Raw genomic sequence first — 13,987 nt, forward strand, 5'->3', positions numbered from 1 at the left:
AAATAGCCGAAATTTTTGGTGAGGCTTCGGGGCGCGGTCAAACTGCGCACCGACATCGGGGCAGACGCTCGAATTGGAGTGTGTGAACCGGCTTCGCGATCGCGAGAGTCGCAGGATGCGGCTGTTTGTGAAAACGAAGCGGTTCGTTGCCAGTCTTACAACCGCTTGTCCGTAGTACTAGGCGAAGGATTGCCATGAAAGCTCGGATCTTATCTTTGGTTGTTGACCGTGGAATGACTTTCGCGGCAGCGACAATTGCAACGACGCTCGTCGTTTCTCAGCCGGCTTCGGCTCAAACCGGCAACGGATTTTACACGGATCCCAGCACCGGGATTGTGTATCGCAAGGTAGCCAAGACCATCGAAACACCCGTGGTAGAAACGAAGGTCGAATCACACCAAGAAACGGTCTACACGCCGAAGACCATCACCGAGACCAAACCTGAGTCCAGAACGATCTACCGTCCGATCGTTGAAAGCACCTGGCAGCCTCGGTTGAATGGCCGCTGGAACCCGTTCCAACAACCCTCGGTTTCTTATCATCACGTTCCCCAGACTCGCTGGGAAGCACACAACGAAGTCGTTCATCGCACACAAACGCGAACCGAGTGGGTTCCCGAAACACGCAAGGTCGACGTTCCCAAGCAGTTCGTTCGGATGCAGCGAGAAGAGAAAGTCGACTTCGAAGCGGTCGGCCGTGTCGCTCCCGCCCAGCAGTCCGCGCCCGGAATCAGCAACGCCATCGCATCGCGGCTTCGCCCGCTGGACGCCAACGAACAGGTTCAACCAATCGGCCAGTCGGCTCCCATGGTTGCACGCTACACCGCACCGCGGATCGCAGCATCGACGGTTGGCCGGATGACCAGTGACCCGCCTCGTCGGACCATCGGCCAAAGCGGAATGGGGACAACCGATTTGACTCCGCAGGGTCCCGGATACCATGGTCAAGCATTGCCGCCAAACGCGGGCGGCATCGGCGTGGCCACTCTACCAACCCTACCGTTCTTTCGGTAAGCGCAGCATCGCAGCAAACTTCTAGCGTAATGACGCTAGAAGGCTTGGCGGTTGAGGGTGCTGTCGCGAGGTGATTCCAGGCAGTGGATTGACTTGGCTGTTCAACCGGAAGCCTCGGTTTGGTCACCCCACGAGAAAATAAGCCTAGCGGCCCTTCAACACCGTGGTGAGACACAGACCGTGACGCCGCGGGTCCGTGACGACGTGGGCAATGCCTGGCCGCACGCGGATTGGCGGCCCTGCGTGATGCGAGGGGGGGGGGGCAGGTGATCCAGCAGTGGCGGGAAGTTCGAGTTCGAGTTTAAGTTCGAGTTGAAGTTGCCAGCCGGACTGCCGGTGAGGAAGCTTGTCCTCGTTCGACTGCCCAAACTTAAACTTAAACTCGAACTCGAACTCGAACTCGAACTCGAACTCGAACTCGAACTCGAACTCGAACTCGAACTGTTCCCCGGGATCGATCCGCTACCCCAGCGTCAATCAACTCTTCTGCCCATCAACGACAAAACCCCGCTGGCCTAACGACCCGCGGGGTATGTCATTTGAATCAGAATCGCTAGTGCGACGAACTACTTCAGTTCGACGGAGCCACCGGCTTCTTCGATTTCGGCTTTGACCTTTTCGGCGTCTTCCTTGGACACTGCTTCTTTCAGTGTTGCAGGGCAGCCTTCGACCATCTTCTTGGCTTCCATCAGCGAAGCACCGGTCAGGTTCTTAACAACCTTCACGACGTTCAGCTTCTTGTCGCCGAATCCGGTCAGGATGACGTCGAATTCAGTTTGTTCGGCAGCAGCTGCGGCGCCTTCGCCGTCGCCTGCGACCATCATGACACCACCACCGCCCGCAGCGGGCTCGATGCCGTAGGCATCCTTGAGGTAGTCGCTAAGCTCTTTGGCTTGCTTAAGAGTCAGTTCGGCGATCTTATCGCCCATTTCTTTGGTTTCGGCGCTAACTTCTACGACGGCGGTTTCGTCAGACATTTCTAAATACCTCAAAAACAGTTGGTGGTTTGATAAAGGATGGAAGACCAGCTAGATGACAAAGACTATTCGTCGCCTTCACTCTTCTTCTTGATTTGGCTGTTAAGTTTCTTGCCCGGTCCGAGCATTGCACCGGATAGTTGCGATCCAGGGCCAAGAATCTGACCAACCAGCATCGAAATTTGTTCTTGGCGGTTAGGCCATTTGCTGACGGCCTTCAGCCCATCGGCGTCCAGCTTTTCGCCATCCATCACGCCGCTGTCAGCGACGAATTTGTTGTACTTCTCTTTGTCCTTGTCTAGCTTGACAAGTTCTTTGACAAGCGAAACAAAGTCTGACGAACCCCAGCAAACTCCGACTTGGCCAGAGGCCCCTTCGAAGGCAGTATGCAACTGGGTTCCTTCGCTAGCCCGACGGGCCAGTGAGTTTTTGACAACCAGCATGTGGATGTCCTTCTGTTCCAACTCGCCGCGAAGCTCGTTGGTCGTGTTGGCGTCCATCCCCACACAGCTGACCAGGACAGCATCTTCGACTCCTTCGAGCCGACGCTTGATGTCGCGAGTCACGAGTTCTTTGACGTATTTACTCATCGATTGGGTTCACTTCGCAGGATCGTTTTCGGTCTGAATTTGCAGTGGACAAAGGCATGGCCTGATGAAATCCCAGTGTCGCGGTTCCCGGCCCGGTTGGGCGTGGGACTCTGACGCCTGTTCTAGGCCGTTCTTCGTCTACCCGGCCACTCGTACGCTTGGGCTCATCGTTGCACAGATGGCAACTCCCCGAACGTATGCCCCTTTGACCGATTGAGGCTTGAGGCCTTCGATGAAATTGGTAAACGCTTTGATGTTTTCGACAAGCTTTTCTGAATCGAAGCTCATCTTTCCGACCATCGCATGGACGTTGCCGCCCTTGTCGTTTCGGAATTCGACTTTACCAGCTTTGTATTCGCCGACCACTTTGGCGACGTCGGGAGTGACGGTTCCGGCACGTGGGCTGGGCATCAATCCGCGAGGTCCGAGAACGCGTCCCAGGGGACCAACAAGGCCCATCATGTCGGGAGCGGCGATACAGACATCGAAGTCGGTCCAGCCATCTTTGATCTTCTTGGCCAGGTCGTCTTGTCCGACTTCGTCCGCACCGGCTTCTTCGGCTGCCTTCGCTGCGTCGCCTTTGGCGAACACGACAACACGTTGTGTCTTGCCGATGCCGTTTGGCAGAACCAGCGAACCGCGGATGATTTGATCCGCTTGGTTCGGGTCGACGCCCAAACGCATGTGGACTTCGACAGTTTGGTCGAACTTGGTCGAATCGTATTTCTTCAAAGCCTCAACCGCTTGGCTTAGCGGGAGTGCTTCTTTTGGTTGCTTTTCAAGCGAAGCGCGATAGCGCTTGGATTTTTTACCCATCTGGTCACGACTTTCGTTGGTCGGGTGGTTCGGCGAAATCACCTGGCCCATCAGAGGCTTATCGGTTTAAAACGACAAGCGAATCACTGCCGATGGCGGCAAAGTCTCCCACTTCGTACAAGCTTTCGCTCGCGAAGTGCAGAATTTGGCGAACGTTGGCTGGATCGTCAACGCCAATCAGCCCTTTCGGCACGATATTTTCACAGATTCTATGTTTTTGACCCTCCACAGCCCGTCCGTTGGGCTAGGACGGACGTGAAATCGATCCAAACGACGTTCCGGTCCGCCCCTATCTGGTCGGCTCCTACTGGTCGGCTCCTACTGGTCGGCTCCGGCCGTCAATCGCCGCAGTCCCTCCAACACGACTTGGAATCGCCGTTTCGCGCGGTCAACCTCCTGAGTTTGCATTCGATCACGCGTTCGTTTGATCTGTAGGTCCTTTGGCGAAATCTTGACCTTGCCTGTCGAGATGTCCATCTCTTCGCGAGCCAGTTGCTGAGTCCGTTGGTTGGCATCCGAATTGAATCGAGAATACAGGGCGTCGATCGCGGCAAAGGCCAGATCGTATTTGCCCAATCGGAATTCGCGGTCGCGAACATGCCCGATCTGGTCGGCGCTGCTGACCAAACCGGACCTCTGAGCGGCGCTCATCAATTGGCCGAAGGCACCCATGTCCAAAACGTTTTGTTGGCCGTCGGTATCATCGAAATCGATATCGTCGGAATCGTGATCGCCCCGCTGATCCGATCCGCCCGAGGTGTGGTCGGAACCTGGGGGTAGAAGGCTGACTTGTTTGGTCAACAAGACCATCATCCGTTGTTGGCCGAGTTTGACAAATCCTTTCCGAGTGAACGGTTTCAGGGCCTGCGGGTCGGCCAAGTTCTTGGCTTCGATCGCGTCGTCCGACGCAGCGGTCAGCGATGTCTGGACCAAATAACTGTCATCGCCGGTCCGAATGAAATACACGGCGGTGGGATAGATGTCGTCGTCTGACAGGACTTCGCGAAACCCAAACTGATCATTGATCAGGTCCATGCGTTGGTCGTCGGTGCCGGATGCAAACGAATCGAGGAAGGATTCGGACAGGTCGGTCGCCGTTGCCAGCATGACGGGTGCCGACGATGACGGGTCTTCGGCGGTGTTTGATTCATTGTCCGGGCCGCCACCTGCGTCGTTGTTTCCGTCGGAATCCGATGCGACTGCGTCGGCGGAGTCATCCAGATGATCGTCGCTCTCGATGGCCGATGCGGGGACAGGTTCCTCGTTGATTTGGATCTTGGCTGCTTCTTCGCGCTTGGCCATTCGCTCGAGTCGCGGCATCAGTTCTTCGAACGACTTCAGGATCTCTCGAGTCTTCTCTTGTTTGCGTGCCAGGACTTTTCGATTTCGAACATCGTCCTTGCCCTTCCCCGCGAATTGCTTCTCCGGATCTTGTTTCATCAATCGCGAACGGCTTTCCATGTACGATTCGCGCGCATCGATCAACTTTTCTCGGGCTGCCGTAAAACGCCCTTCCTGGGCCAACGCCCGCGCATCCAGGACAGGGTTCGCCGACCGACTGCCGCGCAGCAGCTTGTACAGCTCGTCTAGATCATCGCCGATCATGGAACGGAATTCTTGTCTACGAGAAGGGGCAAAGCCGAAAAGATCGATCCATTATACCGGTAATTGCAACGCCGCCGTGGCTAGTTCCAAACGCCCGCATCGATCAATTGTTGGGTCGCCGATCCGGCCCAATCTTTGTTCGCAGCCGGTGATGCCGGGCTGGGGTGCAAGATACGCGCGATCGCGATTTCATCGGGCATATCGGCGATCGTTCGCTGCAAGCATTTCTCGGCATAGGCACCCACGCCAATCGCAATTTCGGGCTGCACCGCTTTCAAGACGGATTTCAAATGCCGATCGCAGGCAGCGTCTAGCGGTTCACGTTCGGACGCCGGCAGTTTGTCGGGCGTACGGTTTCTTGCCGTCGATTCCATGAACACCAGCGGGCAATAGTTGACGACAAAGTGTTCGCTGAAAAACGCGTCGGCACTCTCGAAACGCTCTGAAAATAGGCCCCAAAGACGGCGTCCGCTGACTTCGCTGCGCGGGCAATCGAACCCTTGGATCGGTCGTTTGGGGTGTTCGTTGACGGGATGTTTGACCGGTTCGTTGATTCCCATCCAGTCGCGGGCCGCTGCGATTTCGCCGAACGGCACACCGGTTTGGGCCATCCCCCATGGCCCCGGATTCATGCCCAACAAGACGATGCGGACGCCCTGATCGTTGATCTTCGACAGATACGCTTGGTGAGATTTCCAGGCGTAGTCCAGCGGGTTGTAGACGTGCGAAACCGGATCGGCGAACGACAACGCATCGACGTCCTTGGATAACCTTCGGGCGGCCGCGATCAGCTTCTTTCGCACTCCGCCGGTGACGTTGGATTTGGGTCGGACAGGCATGGCAGTGAGTGGTCCGTGCAATTTTTTGGGTGGGGAGCGAACTGCACGCGAAACGACGATGGCGTGACGAACGATTGGGATTTCGATGGCGAGCCACTGCGTGGCGGGGATGGGTGCACAGGATACCGCCGCAGCGAATGGGGACGTACCCGTAGCGGCCCGGTATCGAATCGGCCCGGTAGCACTGCGGCCCGGTATCGCTGCGGCCCGGTATCGCTGCGGCCGAGTATCGCTGTGGGGCGGCTATCGCTGGGGGGCGGTTTGGGGCATCGGTTTGGGGCATCGGTTTGGGGGGGCTTGGAAACGCCGTTGACCTTCCCGCTTTGAAAACCCTAAAAGGGCATCGGACTGCATGCACCTTCGTTTCCATTCGCCTCGTCGGAGAACTCCGAGTGATTCACCAATTCAAAACCTGGAAACGACGGCGGCGGGCTGCTAGACAGGAACGCAAACTGGCTGATCCAAGCTGTTACCCGGCCGATATGGACCGCGATGCCGTCGAAGCGATTGCTTCGGTTCGCGAATTCACGATGACGTCGACCGAACGAATCTATGGCCTTTGCGAAGCGGTTCGCTACATCAGCGAGACTGGGATCGAAGGTGACATCGTTGAATGTGGTGTGTGGCGTGGTGGCAGCATGATGGCGATCGCCAAGATGCTAGAAGGATCGGGGACGACCCACCGCAATCTGCACCTTTTCGACACGTTCGAAGGGATGAGCGAGCCGACCGATGCGGATGTGTCGGTCGACGGCGAAACCGCGGTCGAGCAATTGGCGGCCGAAGATCGCAGCGATGCGAAATCGGTGTGGTGCGTCGCATCGCTGCAAGACGTGCAGTCGAACATGCAGAAGACAAACTATCCGGCCAACAAAGTTCACTATCACGTCGGCAAGGTCGAAGAAACCATCCCCACCGCCGCTCCGGAAAAGATCGCTCTGCTGCGACTCGATACCGATTGGTACGAATCGACGGCCCACGAAATGGAACATCTGTTTCCTCGCTTGGCCGACGGTGGCGTGTTGATCATCGATGATTACGGACATTGGCAGGGAGCCCGTCGGGCAGTCGATGACTACTTTGCCAAACATAACATCGGAATGATGCTGCATCGGTTGGACTACACCGGCCGAATCGGCATCCATCACAACGGTGTCAAGCGATCCGCCGCGGGAGTTCTAAATCGTGAAGTTGCTTAACGTTGGCTGCGGACGCTGTTACCACCCTGCCTGGACGAACATCGATCTGGTGGCGGCGACACCCGAAGTGCGCGCCTATGATCTGCGCCGTGGATTGCCCTACGCCGATCACTCGTTCGACGGTGTCTATCACTCGCACGTCCTGGAACACCTAAGCCCGGATGCGGCTCGGTCCATGCTGCGGGAATGTCGCCGAGTGCTTAGCCCCGGCGGTGTGCTGCGCGTTGTCGTGCCTGATCTAGAAGGCATCACGCAACAGTATCTGCAGACGCTTCATCAAGCCGACCTCAGTGACGGGGATCCCGAATCGCTGGCCAAACACCGCTGGATGACCCTGGAACTGATCGACCAGATGACACGCCAATCCAGTGGTGGTTTGATGGGCCAGACCATTCGTCAGCCCGAAGCAACACCGACCGAGTTCATCGAGAGCCGGTTGGGGCATCAGGTCAGCGGCAACGCGAAGGTCAAGAATCGCAAGACAATCGCAATGCGAGTGACGCGATGTTTGTCCGATGCACGCAAACAGTTGGCTCTGGCTGCGGTCACCTTGATCGACGGATCCTCGGGGCGGGCTGCCTACCGCGAGGGTCGGTTCCGTCAATCGGGCGAAATCCATCGATGGATGTATGACCGCGTATCGCTAGGCCGATTGCTGGTCGAACTTGGATTCGATGCGCCACGACCTTGTCGTGCCGAAGAGAGCCGGATCCATCACTTCGATAGCTACCAGCTAGACCGTGATGGCGAGTCCATCCGAAAACCGGATTCGCTGTTCTTCGAAGCGGTCAAGCCGATCGCTTCGGCAGTCCCAGCCAGTTCCGAATCTGCGGCGCGGGCAGCCTAGTGTTTCGCGGCACCGCCTAGCACTGAACCTTGGTTTTCGGGTCGCGGAACTCGTCAACGGTTTGTCGATTGAGTTAGCCGCCTGAGGCGCTAGCCTCGGTTTCGTCACCTATGAACCGGGGCTAACGACCTGCCGATTTAGTAACCCGCTGCGTGAGCGAGGGATTCAACAGGATCCCTCGCCCACGCTTCGGGATGTGATTTGCACGCTAAGTTCCGGAAGACGATCAAATCAGCACGCCGCTAGCGCCCAAACGGCTAACATTCAGAATCGAAACGGGATTCAATCGACAAACCGTCAAGAGTTTCGGCCTCGCTGTGATTAACGAAAGTCTTGACGACTTCCGCTACGCTTTTTCCTTGCCGTGACGGCCGCGGGCAATGCGCAGCCGCTGACGCGACGCTAGGCGACGCGACCAATCACTCATTCAGCGTTGGGTGGCGTGACCTGATCGGTCGACGTGTCGTCCGTCGGCGGCCGGCGGTTGCCCTTGGGACGCTTGGTTGCCGGGCCCGGGTCGATGCGAGAAAGCGATTCACGTGACTGTTCCAAGATCATGATCTTTTGCCAGATCTTGCGGCTCAGTCCGGTCGTCAGTTGCTCGACTTCGCTGACCGCCGCGACCGCATCTGCATCGTCGAAGTGTTGGACATACAGGGCTGCGATCTTCCCGGTCAGCGATAACATTTCGCTGCAGTAGTCCAAGTACCGATGCAGCAGGAATGGTGTCATCGATTGGCGCGGCGAATGTTTGGTATCGCGGTTCACCGATTCCGGGGAATCGGATTCGCCAAATTCGGTGCTGCCGATGGGCTGGTTGCGGAAGAAGCGTTCAGGGTCTTTCGTCAGTTGGTGCATGTCGATCACGTGTGCGATCGAGCGCAGTTCGTGAATCGCAGCGAGTGCACGGCGACGTTTGATGCGGTTTTCCAGACTGATCAGAAAGAAGATGGCGATCGCCAGGAACACGATGTCATTCAGGCCCGATTCGATCACCTGAATCCATTCCAGAACGCCGAAGGTTTCGGCCGGCGACGCGGTCTCGGGGCCCGCTGTCGGTCGGACGGCTAGGTTTTGGAAAGCTAGTCCGACCGCGGCGATCAACGCTAGGATCAAGCCTGTTGCGACCAGGTATCCGGAAACACGCAGCCATCGAATTGGCTTTGCGATCGCGGTCGATCGCTCGGACGCTTTGCAGGCCACGACATGCAATCGTTCGCACAGCCCGGCAAGCCCCGAATTGGGAAAGCGGTCCTCGATTCGGCTGTGCAACATGGCGACTGTTTCGATGATTCGGTCATCGCGAAGGACCATGTCGGCGACGGCGGTATTCATGTGCAGGTCACAATCGGTGGCGGAAAGGTGGTGCCGGCGCGTGGCTAGACGCCCAAGTATTCTTCGATCGCTTCGCTGATCACATCCACCGATGACGCGTACGGTGTGGATGTGAATCGGGTCCATCGTTCCAGGCATTGGTCCAGCATGCCGACGCGTCGTTGATGGGCCGTGACAACTTGGTAGCCACGGCGTGCAATTTGGTCGATGTCGGGATGGCAGCCCGACAGGTCGATCACCAGGGTTGTCCCATCGTCTTGCCCCCAATCGTCCAAGTCCAGTTCCACCGGGTCATCGTCATCGGCGACGACGATCAGTTGCGACTGGGAAATCGATTGGGCGCTGGCGTATGCGTGAACGTCGGCGACGTCAAAATTCGACGTGCTGATCACTCGCTGACGGTTAAGATCGTTGTCGAAGGGGCGGCCGATCCACAGTCGTTGCACAACCGGGTGGCGGTCGATCCGGGTTTCCAGCCACTGTTTTTGTTCGTAGCTGGCCTTGAACATCAATTCTTCATCGCGGTACAGACAATCGATTCCGGCCAGGTCGGATTCCGTTTTGTTGGCATGCCAGGCGGCCGCTTCGGACATCACCGACGGATCGATCATGACGCCCGCGATGCCGGTGACTTTGAATCCTTCCAACGCGGCTGCGATGTGGTGCGGATGGACATCGAACGAAAGCACTCGCCAATCGAGATCCTGGGCCTCCAGGGCGCGTTCGATCGCAAATTGGCTGGGGTTGCCGGCAATGGGGTGTCCCAGGACCGCGATGATCGGTTCGGTGGTACCATCCATGTTGTTTGGATCAACTTCGTGCGTGCGTTGTTGAATGAAGTAAAAATGGGACGTGGTATCGGAGTTGGATTTTGCAATCCACCGTTTCGACTATAGACAACGGCGACCGGCAATCGGGTTCCACCGGCGTTGGCCGGCAAAACCATGGGCACAGCAGCGTGGTGCTGCCCCGCGTAGGGTTTCGGTCGATAGCGGTGTTATTGGTGTTCGGGCTGTTCACCGCTGCGATTCGGTTCGCGGTGGCGATTCAGAATGATGGAGTCACGATCTACCGCGTTGATTTGCCGACTCAGATCATCTTGTCGGACCTGATCATCGTCGGCGTCGTGTACGGAACCTGTTCCGGTTTGATCTGGATGATATCCTGCCTGCCCCGGGCGTGGGCCCGTTATCTGGCCCGGTTCGCCGTTGTGGTCTCGATGGCGGCGATACTGAACTTTTGGGGCACCCATGATTGGCTTAAGAATCTGTCCAACATGGGCGGTCTTGCTCTGTCGCAGTGTACGATTTTCTTGATCCTGCAAGTACCCGGATGGCGATGGGGCAGCGCTATGCCGGCGGATCCGGGACCAGGCGATTTGTATGGTCGCCGCCAGTTCCAAATCTCGGACGTGGTCGTCGCTACCACCTGTACCGCGTTTCTGTATGCCGCGGTCGTTCGTTACGTCGCGCCCGTCGCTGCAGCACAGTATTGGTTGGTGACAATGGCCATCTGGGGCATCGGGCCGGTGATTGCCGCCTGTCTGCACTTTTCGATTCTGGTATCCAGCCGATCCAAGCGAATCGGATTGGCGATCGGCGGCGTCGTGTTGGCGTTTGCTGGGACTTTGGGGTTGGCGATTGCACAGGCGTCGGCATCGTCGCTGCAGTTTCCGTCCCTGCGGTTGCCGATTGGCGAAGGCCCGGGCACGGCTGTTGCAGCCAGGACCGCGGTCCATGTGGGGGACGCGACGCCATTTTACGGGGCATTGATGATCGGATTTGTCGTCACATTGGTCATGTTTTCGGCCGCCGGGCGTCTGGAAGCGATCTTTGTTCGCAGCACAGGCCAAGAAAGCTAGCCAATCGGCGAAAACTATCTTGCCGATAGGCTCTACAGGAAGGTCGGCAGGTCGTCCGAACGGCCAACCCAGGACCGCAGTGAATCCAGTGTCCGCCCTCGCCCAACGAAACGAGGGGGGCGAACGCGACTTTCGCCTATAATGCAAACGCCGGTGCGCAGTGCACCGATCAACTCTCTTGATTGGAACCCAGCCGTGGCGCGTGGTGATCATTTTTTCGTTTGGCGGCGGCAATACGGTGTCGGCCGGTTCCAGCACCACGGGATCGACCTGGGTGACGGAACCGCCGTGCATTTCACCGATGGCGGTGACGGCGTGGCCGGTCCGACCGGGCCCAGCGAGAACTTTGTGATCCAGCGGACGACAGTCGAAGTGGTGACACGTGGTGGCCAAGACATGATGCATGTGGTCGCCCATCGCCAGCGATTGGATGTGGAGATGACCGTGGATCGCGCGATCAGCCAAGTGGGAACCGGCAACTATCACCTCGTTTTCCACAACTGTGAACATTTCGCGGCGTGGTGCATCCACGACCGGTACGAGAGCCGTCAGATCAATGTCGCGTTTGATCGGGCGACGGCCGTGGGCGTCAAAACATTGGCCTCCACCTCCGCTCGTGCAGTCTCTCGGTTGGGAACCAAGGGCATCGTCCGCGGCGTCTCGCCATGGATGTTGATCGCCGATGCAGCACAGTGGGCGACCGAAGCAGGCGGGCATCACATCGGACTTCGTGATCCGCAACGTCGCAAACAGGCCAGTCGTGCGGTCGGGGTGACCACCGCGATGTCGATCGGCGCATTGGGCGGTCCGGTCGGTGTCGCGGTCGCAGGCGGGCTGTGGTGCGTGGGCGAAGTCGCAGGTGAAATGTCTCAGGCCGCCTACGAAAGGGCTCGGCTGCGTCGAACCAGGCGTGCGGCTGATGATGATCCAGTCGGCTAGCGACTTCGACAGTGCGCCCTGCGGAACTTGCTGCCAACGGATTCGGTCTCCGTTTCCGACGCTACATCACAGCGCCCGTTCGAGCGTTTGGTCTAGGCGTTCTTTCAGCAGTTCCATCTGGTCGGCGCTGAGGCTTTGCCCGATCTGGCTGGCGATGTGCAACCCTAGGATCAGCAGCAGTCCCGTTGGGATCATCAACAACGCCCAGGGGCGGTCGCCCATCCACCATTGGACGTAACCATAGACCGCTGCTCCGGCCACCAATATCGCCACGACAAAATAGATTGCCATGAACATGGTCCAAATTTCTGGACGTGGTGCATAGCGGCAGTGCAATTGGCTGCCAGATTCGGTGTCGGTGACTTGGACCGACAGGTGCGGGGACCAGAACCTTTGGTCTGCGGCCGCGATCTTGTAATCGATGCACATCGACGCGGTCTCGGCGAACGGCCGCAGGTCCGGTTGCTGCAACGCTTTTCGGACGCGTAAGATCACTTCCGATGCCGGCAGGTCGGATTCGATCAAAAACGACGGTTGTAGTCGTAGCCACTGTCGCATCGCGAGCTGTTCCGGGGCTGTTGGCCAGTCGATTGGTGGGGTGGGGACGACAGGCTTTCGGCTTCCCGCTTGGCGATGCTGCGCTAGCTCGTTGACTGTTTGCTTTCAGACGACTGCATTCGTTCCCGCAGTTCCTTGCACGCATCCGCCGGATTGCTGCACAGCCCGCAGGCAGTGCTGCCGTCGGGGTTCGTCTTGTTGGCCAGTCCGCCACACGAACCACTGATGGCTCGACGTCCGAAGATGACGCCGATCGCCATCAGGAACAGAATTGTACCAAACGCAATCGTGCTGATGGCCATGGTCGCCCAGGGGGACCCGGCGGCGGACTGCGGTCTGGCTGTGCTTGACGTTGCTGGATCGGCATCGGTGGCGTACTGGGCCATCGCTCCGGAACCTGCGCGAGCGAAGCCGTCCGCCGTGCGGCTGATCAGCAGCGCGGAAATGTTTTCGCGTTTGGCGACTTCCAGGCCGTCGACCGGTCCCAGCACGTTCAGTGCGGTTGCCCAGGCGTCGGCATCCACGCACTTTGCTGCGACGACCGACACGGATGCCAAGTCATGTTGGATCGGGCGACCGGTGCGAGGGTCGATGGTGTGCGAGTAACGGATCCCGTCGGCTTCGAAGAAATTGCGATAGTCTCCCGAAGTCGCCATCGCGTTGTCGTTGCCGCTGCCGGTACTGAGCGCGTGAGCCACGGTCCAGGCATCGGTCGCCGCATCGGGCGTTTGAATCCCGACTTTCCACCATTGTCCGGATTTGGATCCGCTGGTGCGAACCTCACCACCGATTTCCACGAACACATCCGGGAATCCTTCGGTGTTGAGGTATTCGACAACGCGATCCGATCCGTGTCCCTTGGCGATGGCGGACAGGTCGATCTGCAGAGCGGCGATTGCCTTCTTGATCGCTGGCGGGTCCGTTCGCACGGCCAGATTCTGATAGCCCGTCGATTGACGAAGAGCTTCGATCGCGGCGTCGTCCGGAACCTTGCCCGTTCGCTGGTCCGGACCAAAGTTCCAGGCGTTGACCAGAGGGCCAACGGTGACATCGAAGGCACCGTCGGTCTGTTCGGATATCCGCTGGGCGGTTTCGACCACGCCCGCGAATTCGGGGCTGACGTCAAACCACTCGGTGGTCTGCGATTGGTTGAAGCGACTGATTTCGGACGATTTCAAGTACGTCGACATCTGGTCGTTGACGTTCCGTAGAACGCCATCGACACCGATTTGGACGTCTTGCATTCGCGCCAGGCTGGGCGTGTCGGCTACGACATGGATCTTGACCGAATAGGTCGTCCCCATGGTGCTGCCGCCAAAGGACACCGTCTCGCCCTGGTCCGCGGACGCGGCTTGGTTCAGGCAAGCGGCGATGAAAAACAGAGCAAGAAAGCGAGGCATCAGCTTGG

General features: G+C 58.2%; 15 protein-coding genes. 6 read left to right on the forward strand and 9 right to left on the reverse strand.

Annotated elements, in window-relative coordinates:
- Positions 1-194: 194 nt before the first annotated feature.
- The gene (locus K227x_RS09195) at positions 195-1,013 is read left to right on the forward strand and encodes a hypothetical protein (RefSeq protein WP_145169240.1); all 819 of its coding nucleotides are present in this window, start codon (positions 195-197) and stop codon (positions 1,011-1,013) included.
- Between the two features lie 318 nt (positions 1,014-1,331).
- Positions 1,332-1,532, forward strand: coding sequence for a hypothetical protein (locus tag K227x_RS30380; RefSeq protein ID WP_218933880.1), 201 nt, complete (start codon positions 1,332-1,334; stop codon positions 1,530-1,532).
- Between the two features lie 47 nt (positions 1,533-1,579).
- Here the strand turns inward: K227x_RS30380 and rplL are convergent, their stop codons facing one another.
- From rplL to K227x_RS09225, 5 genes are all read right to left on the reverse strand, one after another.
- A complete protein-coding gene (gene rplL / locus K227x_RS09205) occupies positions 1,580-1,990 on the reverse strand; it encodes a 50S ribosomal protein L7/L12 (RefSeq protein WP_145169242.1) in 411 nt (136 codons plus the stop codon).
- A gap of 65 nt (positions 1,991-2,055) precedes the next feature.
- On the reverse strand, positions 2,056-2,580 hold the full coding sequence (gene rplJ, locus K227x_RS09210) for a 50S ribosomal protein L10 (RefSeq protein WP_145169243.1): 525 nt from the start codon (positions 2,578-2,580) through the stop codon (positions 2,056-2,058).
- Between the two features lie 138 nt (positions 2,581-2,718).
- The gene (gene rplA, locus K227x_RS09215; RefSeq protein WP_145169244.1) at positions 2,719-3,396 is read right to left on the reverse strand and encodes a 50S ribosomal protein L1; all 678 of its coding nucleotides are present in this window, start codon (positions 3,394-3,396) and stop codon (positions 2,719-2,721) included.
- Positions 3,397-3,714: 318 nt separating this feature from the next.
- The gene (locus K227x_RS09220; protein ID WP_145169245.1) at positions 3,715-5,001 is read right to left on the reverse strand and encodes a hypothetical protein; all 1,287 of its coding nucleotides are present in this window, start codon (positions 4,999-5,001) and stop codon (positions 3,715-3,717) included.
- Positions 5,002-5,081: 80 nt separating this feature from the next.
- Positions 5,082-5,840: a uracil-DNA glycosylase family protein gene (locus K227x_RS09225; RefSeq protein ID WP_145169246.1), complete on the reverse strand. Its 759-nt coding sequence runs from the start codon at positions 5,838-5,840 to the stop codon at positions 5,082-5,084.
- Positions 5,841-6,232: 392 nt separating this feature from the next.
- Between K227x_RS09225 and K227x_RS09235 the strand changes: the two genes are divergently transcribed.
- Together K227x_RS09235 and K227x_RS09240 are read left to right on the forward strand one after the other, a co-directional pair.
- The gene (locus tag K227x_RS09235) at positions 6,233-7,039 is read left to right on the forward strand and encodes a TylF/MycF/NovP-related O-methyltransferase (protein WP_218933881.1); all 807 of its coding nucleotides are present in this window, start codon (positions 6,233-6,235) and stop codon (positions 7,037-7,039) included.
- Entirely contained in the window at positions 7,026-7,886 is an 861-nt protein-coding gene (locus tag K227x_RS09240; RefSeq protein ID WP_218933882.1) for a class I SAM-dependent methyltransferase, read from the forward strand. Before K227x_RS09235 ends, K227x_RS09240 begins: the two co-directional genes overlap by 14 nt.
- A 423-nt stretch (positions 7,887-8,309) precedes the next feature.
- Here the strand turns inward: K227x_RS09240 and K227x_RS09245 are convergent, their stop codons facing one another.
- Positions 8,310-9,221: a hypothetical protein gene (locus tag K227x_RS09245; protein ID WP_145169249.1), complete on the reverse strand. Its 912-nt coding sequence runs from the start codon at positions 9,219-9,221 to the stop codon at positions 8,310-8,312.
- 44 nt (positions 9,222-9,265) lie between these two features.
- On the reverse strand, positions 9,266-10,021 hold the full coding sequence (locus K227x_RS09250; RefSeq protein ID WP_145169250.1) for a hypothetical protein: 756 nt from the start codon (positions 10,019-10,021) through the stop codon (positions 9,266-9,268).
- Between the two features lie 194 nt (positions 10,022-10,215).
- On the opposite strand from K227x_RS09250, the gene K227x_RS09255 reads away from it, so the two are divergent.
- Both K227x_RS09255 and K227x_RS09260 read left to right on the forward strand, forming a co-directional pair.
- Positions 10,216-11,082: a hypothetical protein gene (locus K227x_RS09255; protein WP_145169251.1), complete on the forward strand. Its 867-nt coding sequence runs from the start codon at positions 10,216-10,218 to the stop codon at positions 11,080-11,082.
- Positions 11,083-11,277: 195 nt separating this feature from the next.
- Entirely contained in the window at positions 11,278-12,021 is a 744-nt protein-coding gene (locus K227x_RS09260; RefSeq protein WP_218933883.1) for a lecithin retinol acyltransferase family protein, read from the forward strand.
- 66 nt (positions 12,022-12,087) lie between these two features.
- On the opposite strand, the gene K227x_RS09265 is transcribed toward K227x_RS09260, so the two are convergent.
- Both K227x_RS09265 and K227x_RS09270 read right to left on the reverse strand, forming a co-directional pair.
- A complete protein-coding gene (locus tag K227x_RS09265) occupies positions 12,088-12,579 on the reverse strand; it encodes a hypothetical protein (RefSeq protein WP_145169253.1) in 492 nt (163 codons plus the stop codon).
- Positions 12,580-12,662: 83 nt separating this feature from the next.
- Positions 12,663-13,979 carry an FAD:protein FMN transferase gene (locus K227x_RS09270; protein WP_246146690.1) on the reverse strand — a complete coding sequence of 439 codons (1,317 nt, stop codon included), beginning with the start codon at positions 13,977-13,979 and terminating at the stop codon, positions 12,663-12,665.
- Between the last annotated feature and the right edge of the window lie 8 nt (positions 13,980-13,987).

This window comes from Rubripirellula lacrimiformis, from assembly GCF_007741535.1.
GTDB classification, from domain to species: domain Bacteria; phylum Planctomycetota; class Planctomycetia; order Pirellulales; family Pirellulaceae; genus Rubripirellula; species Rubripirellula lacrimiformis.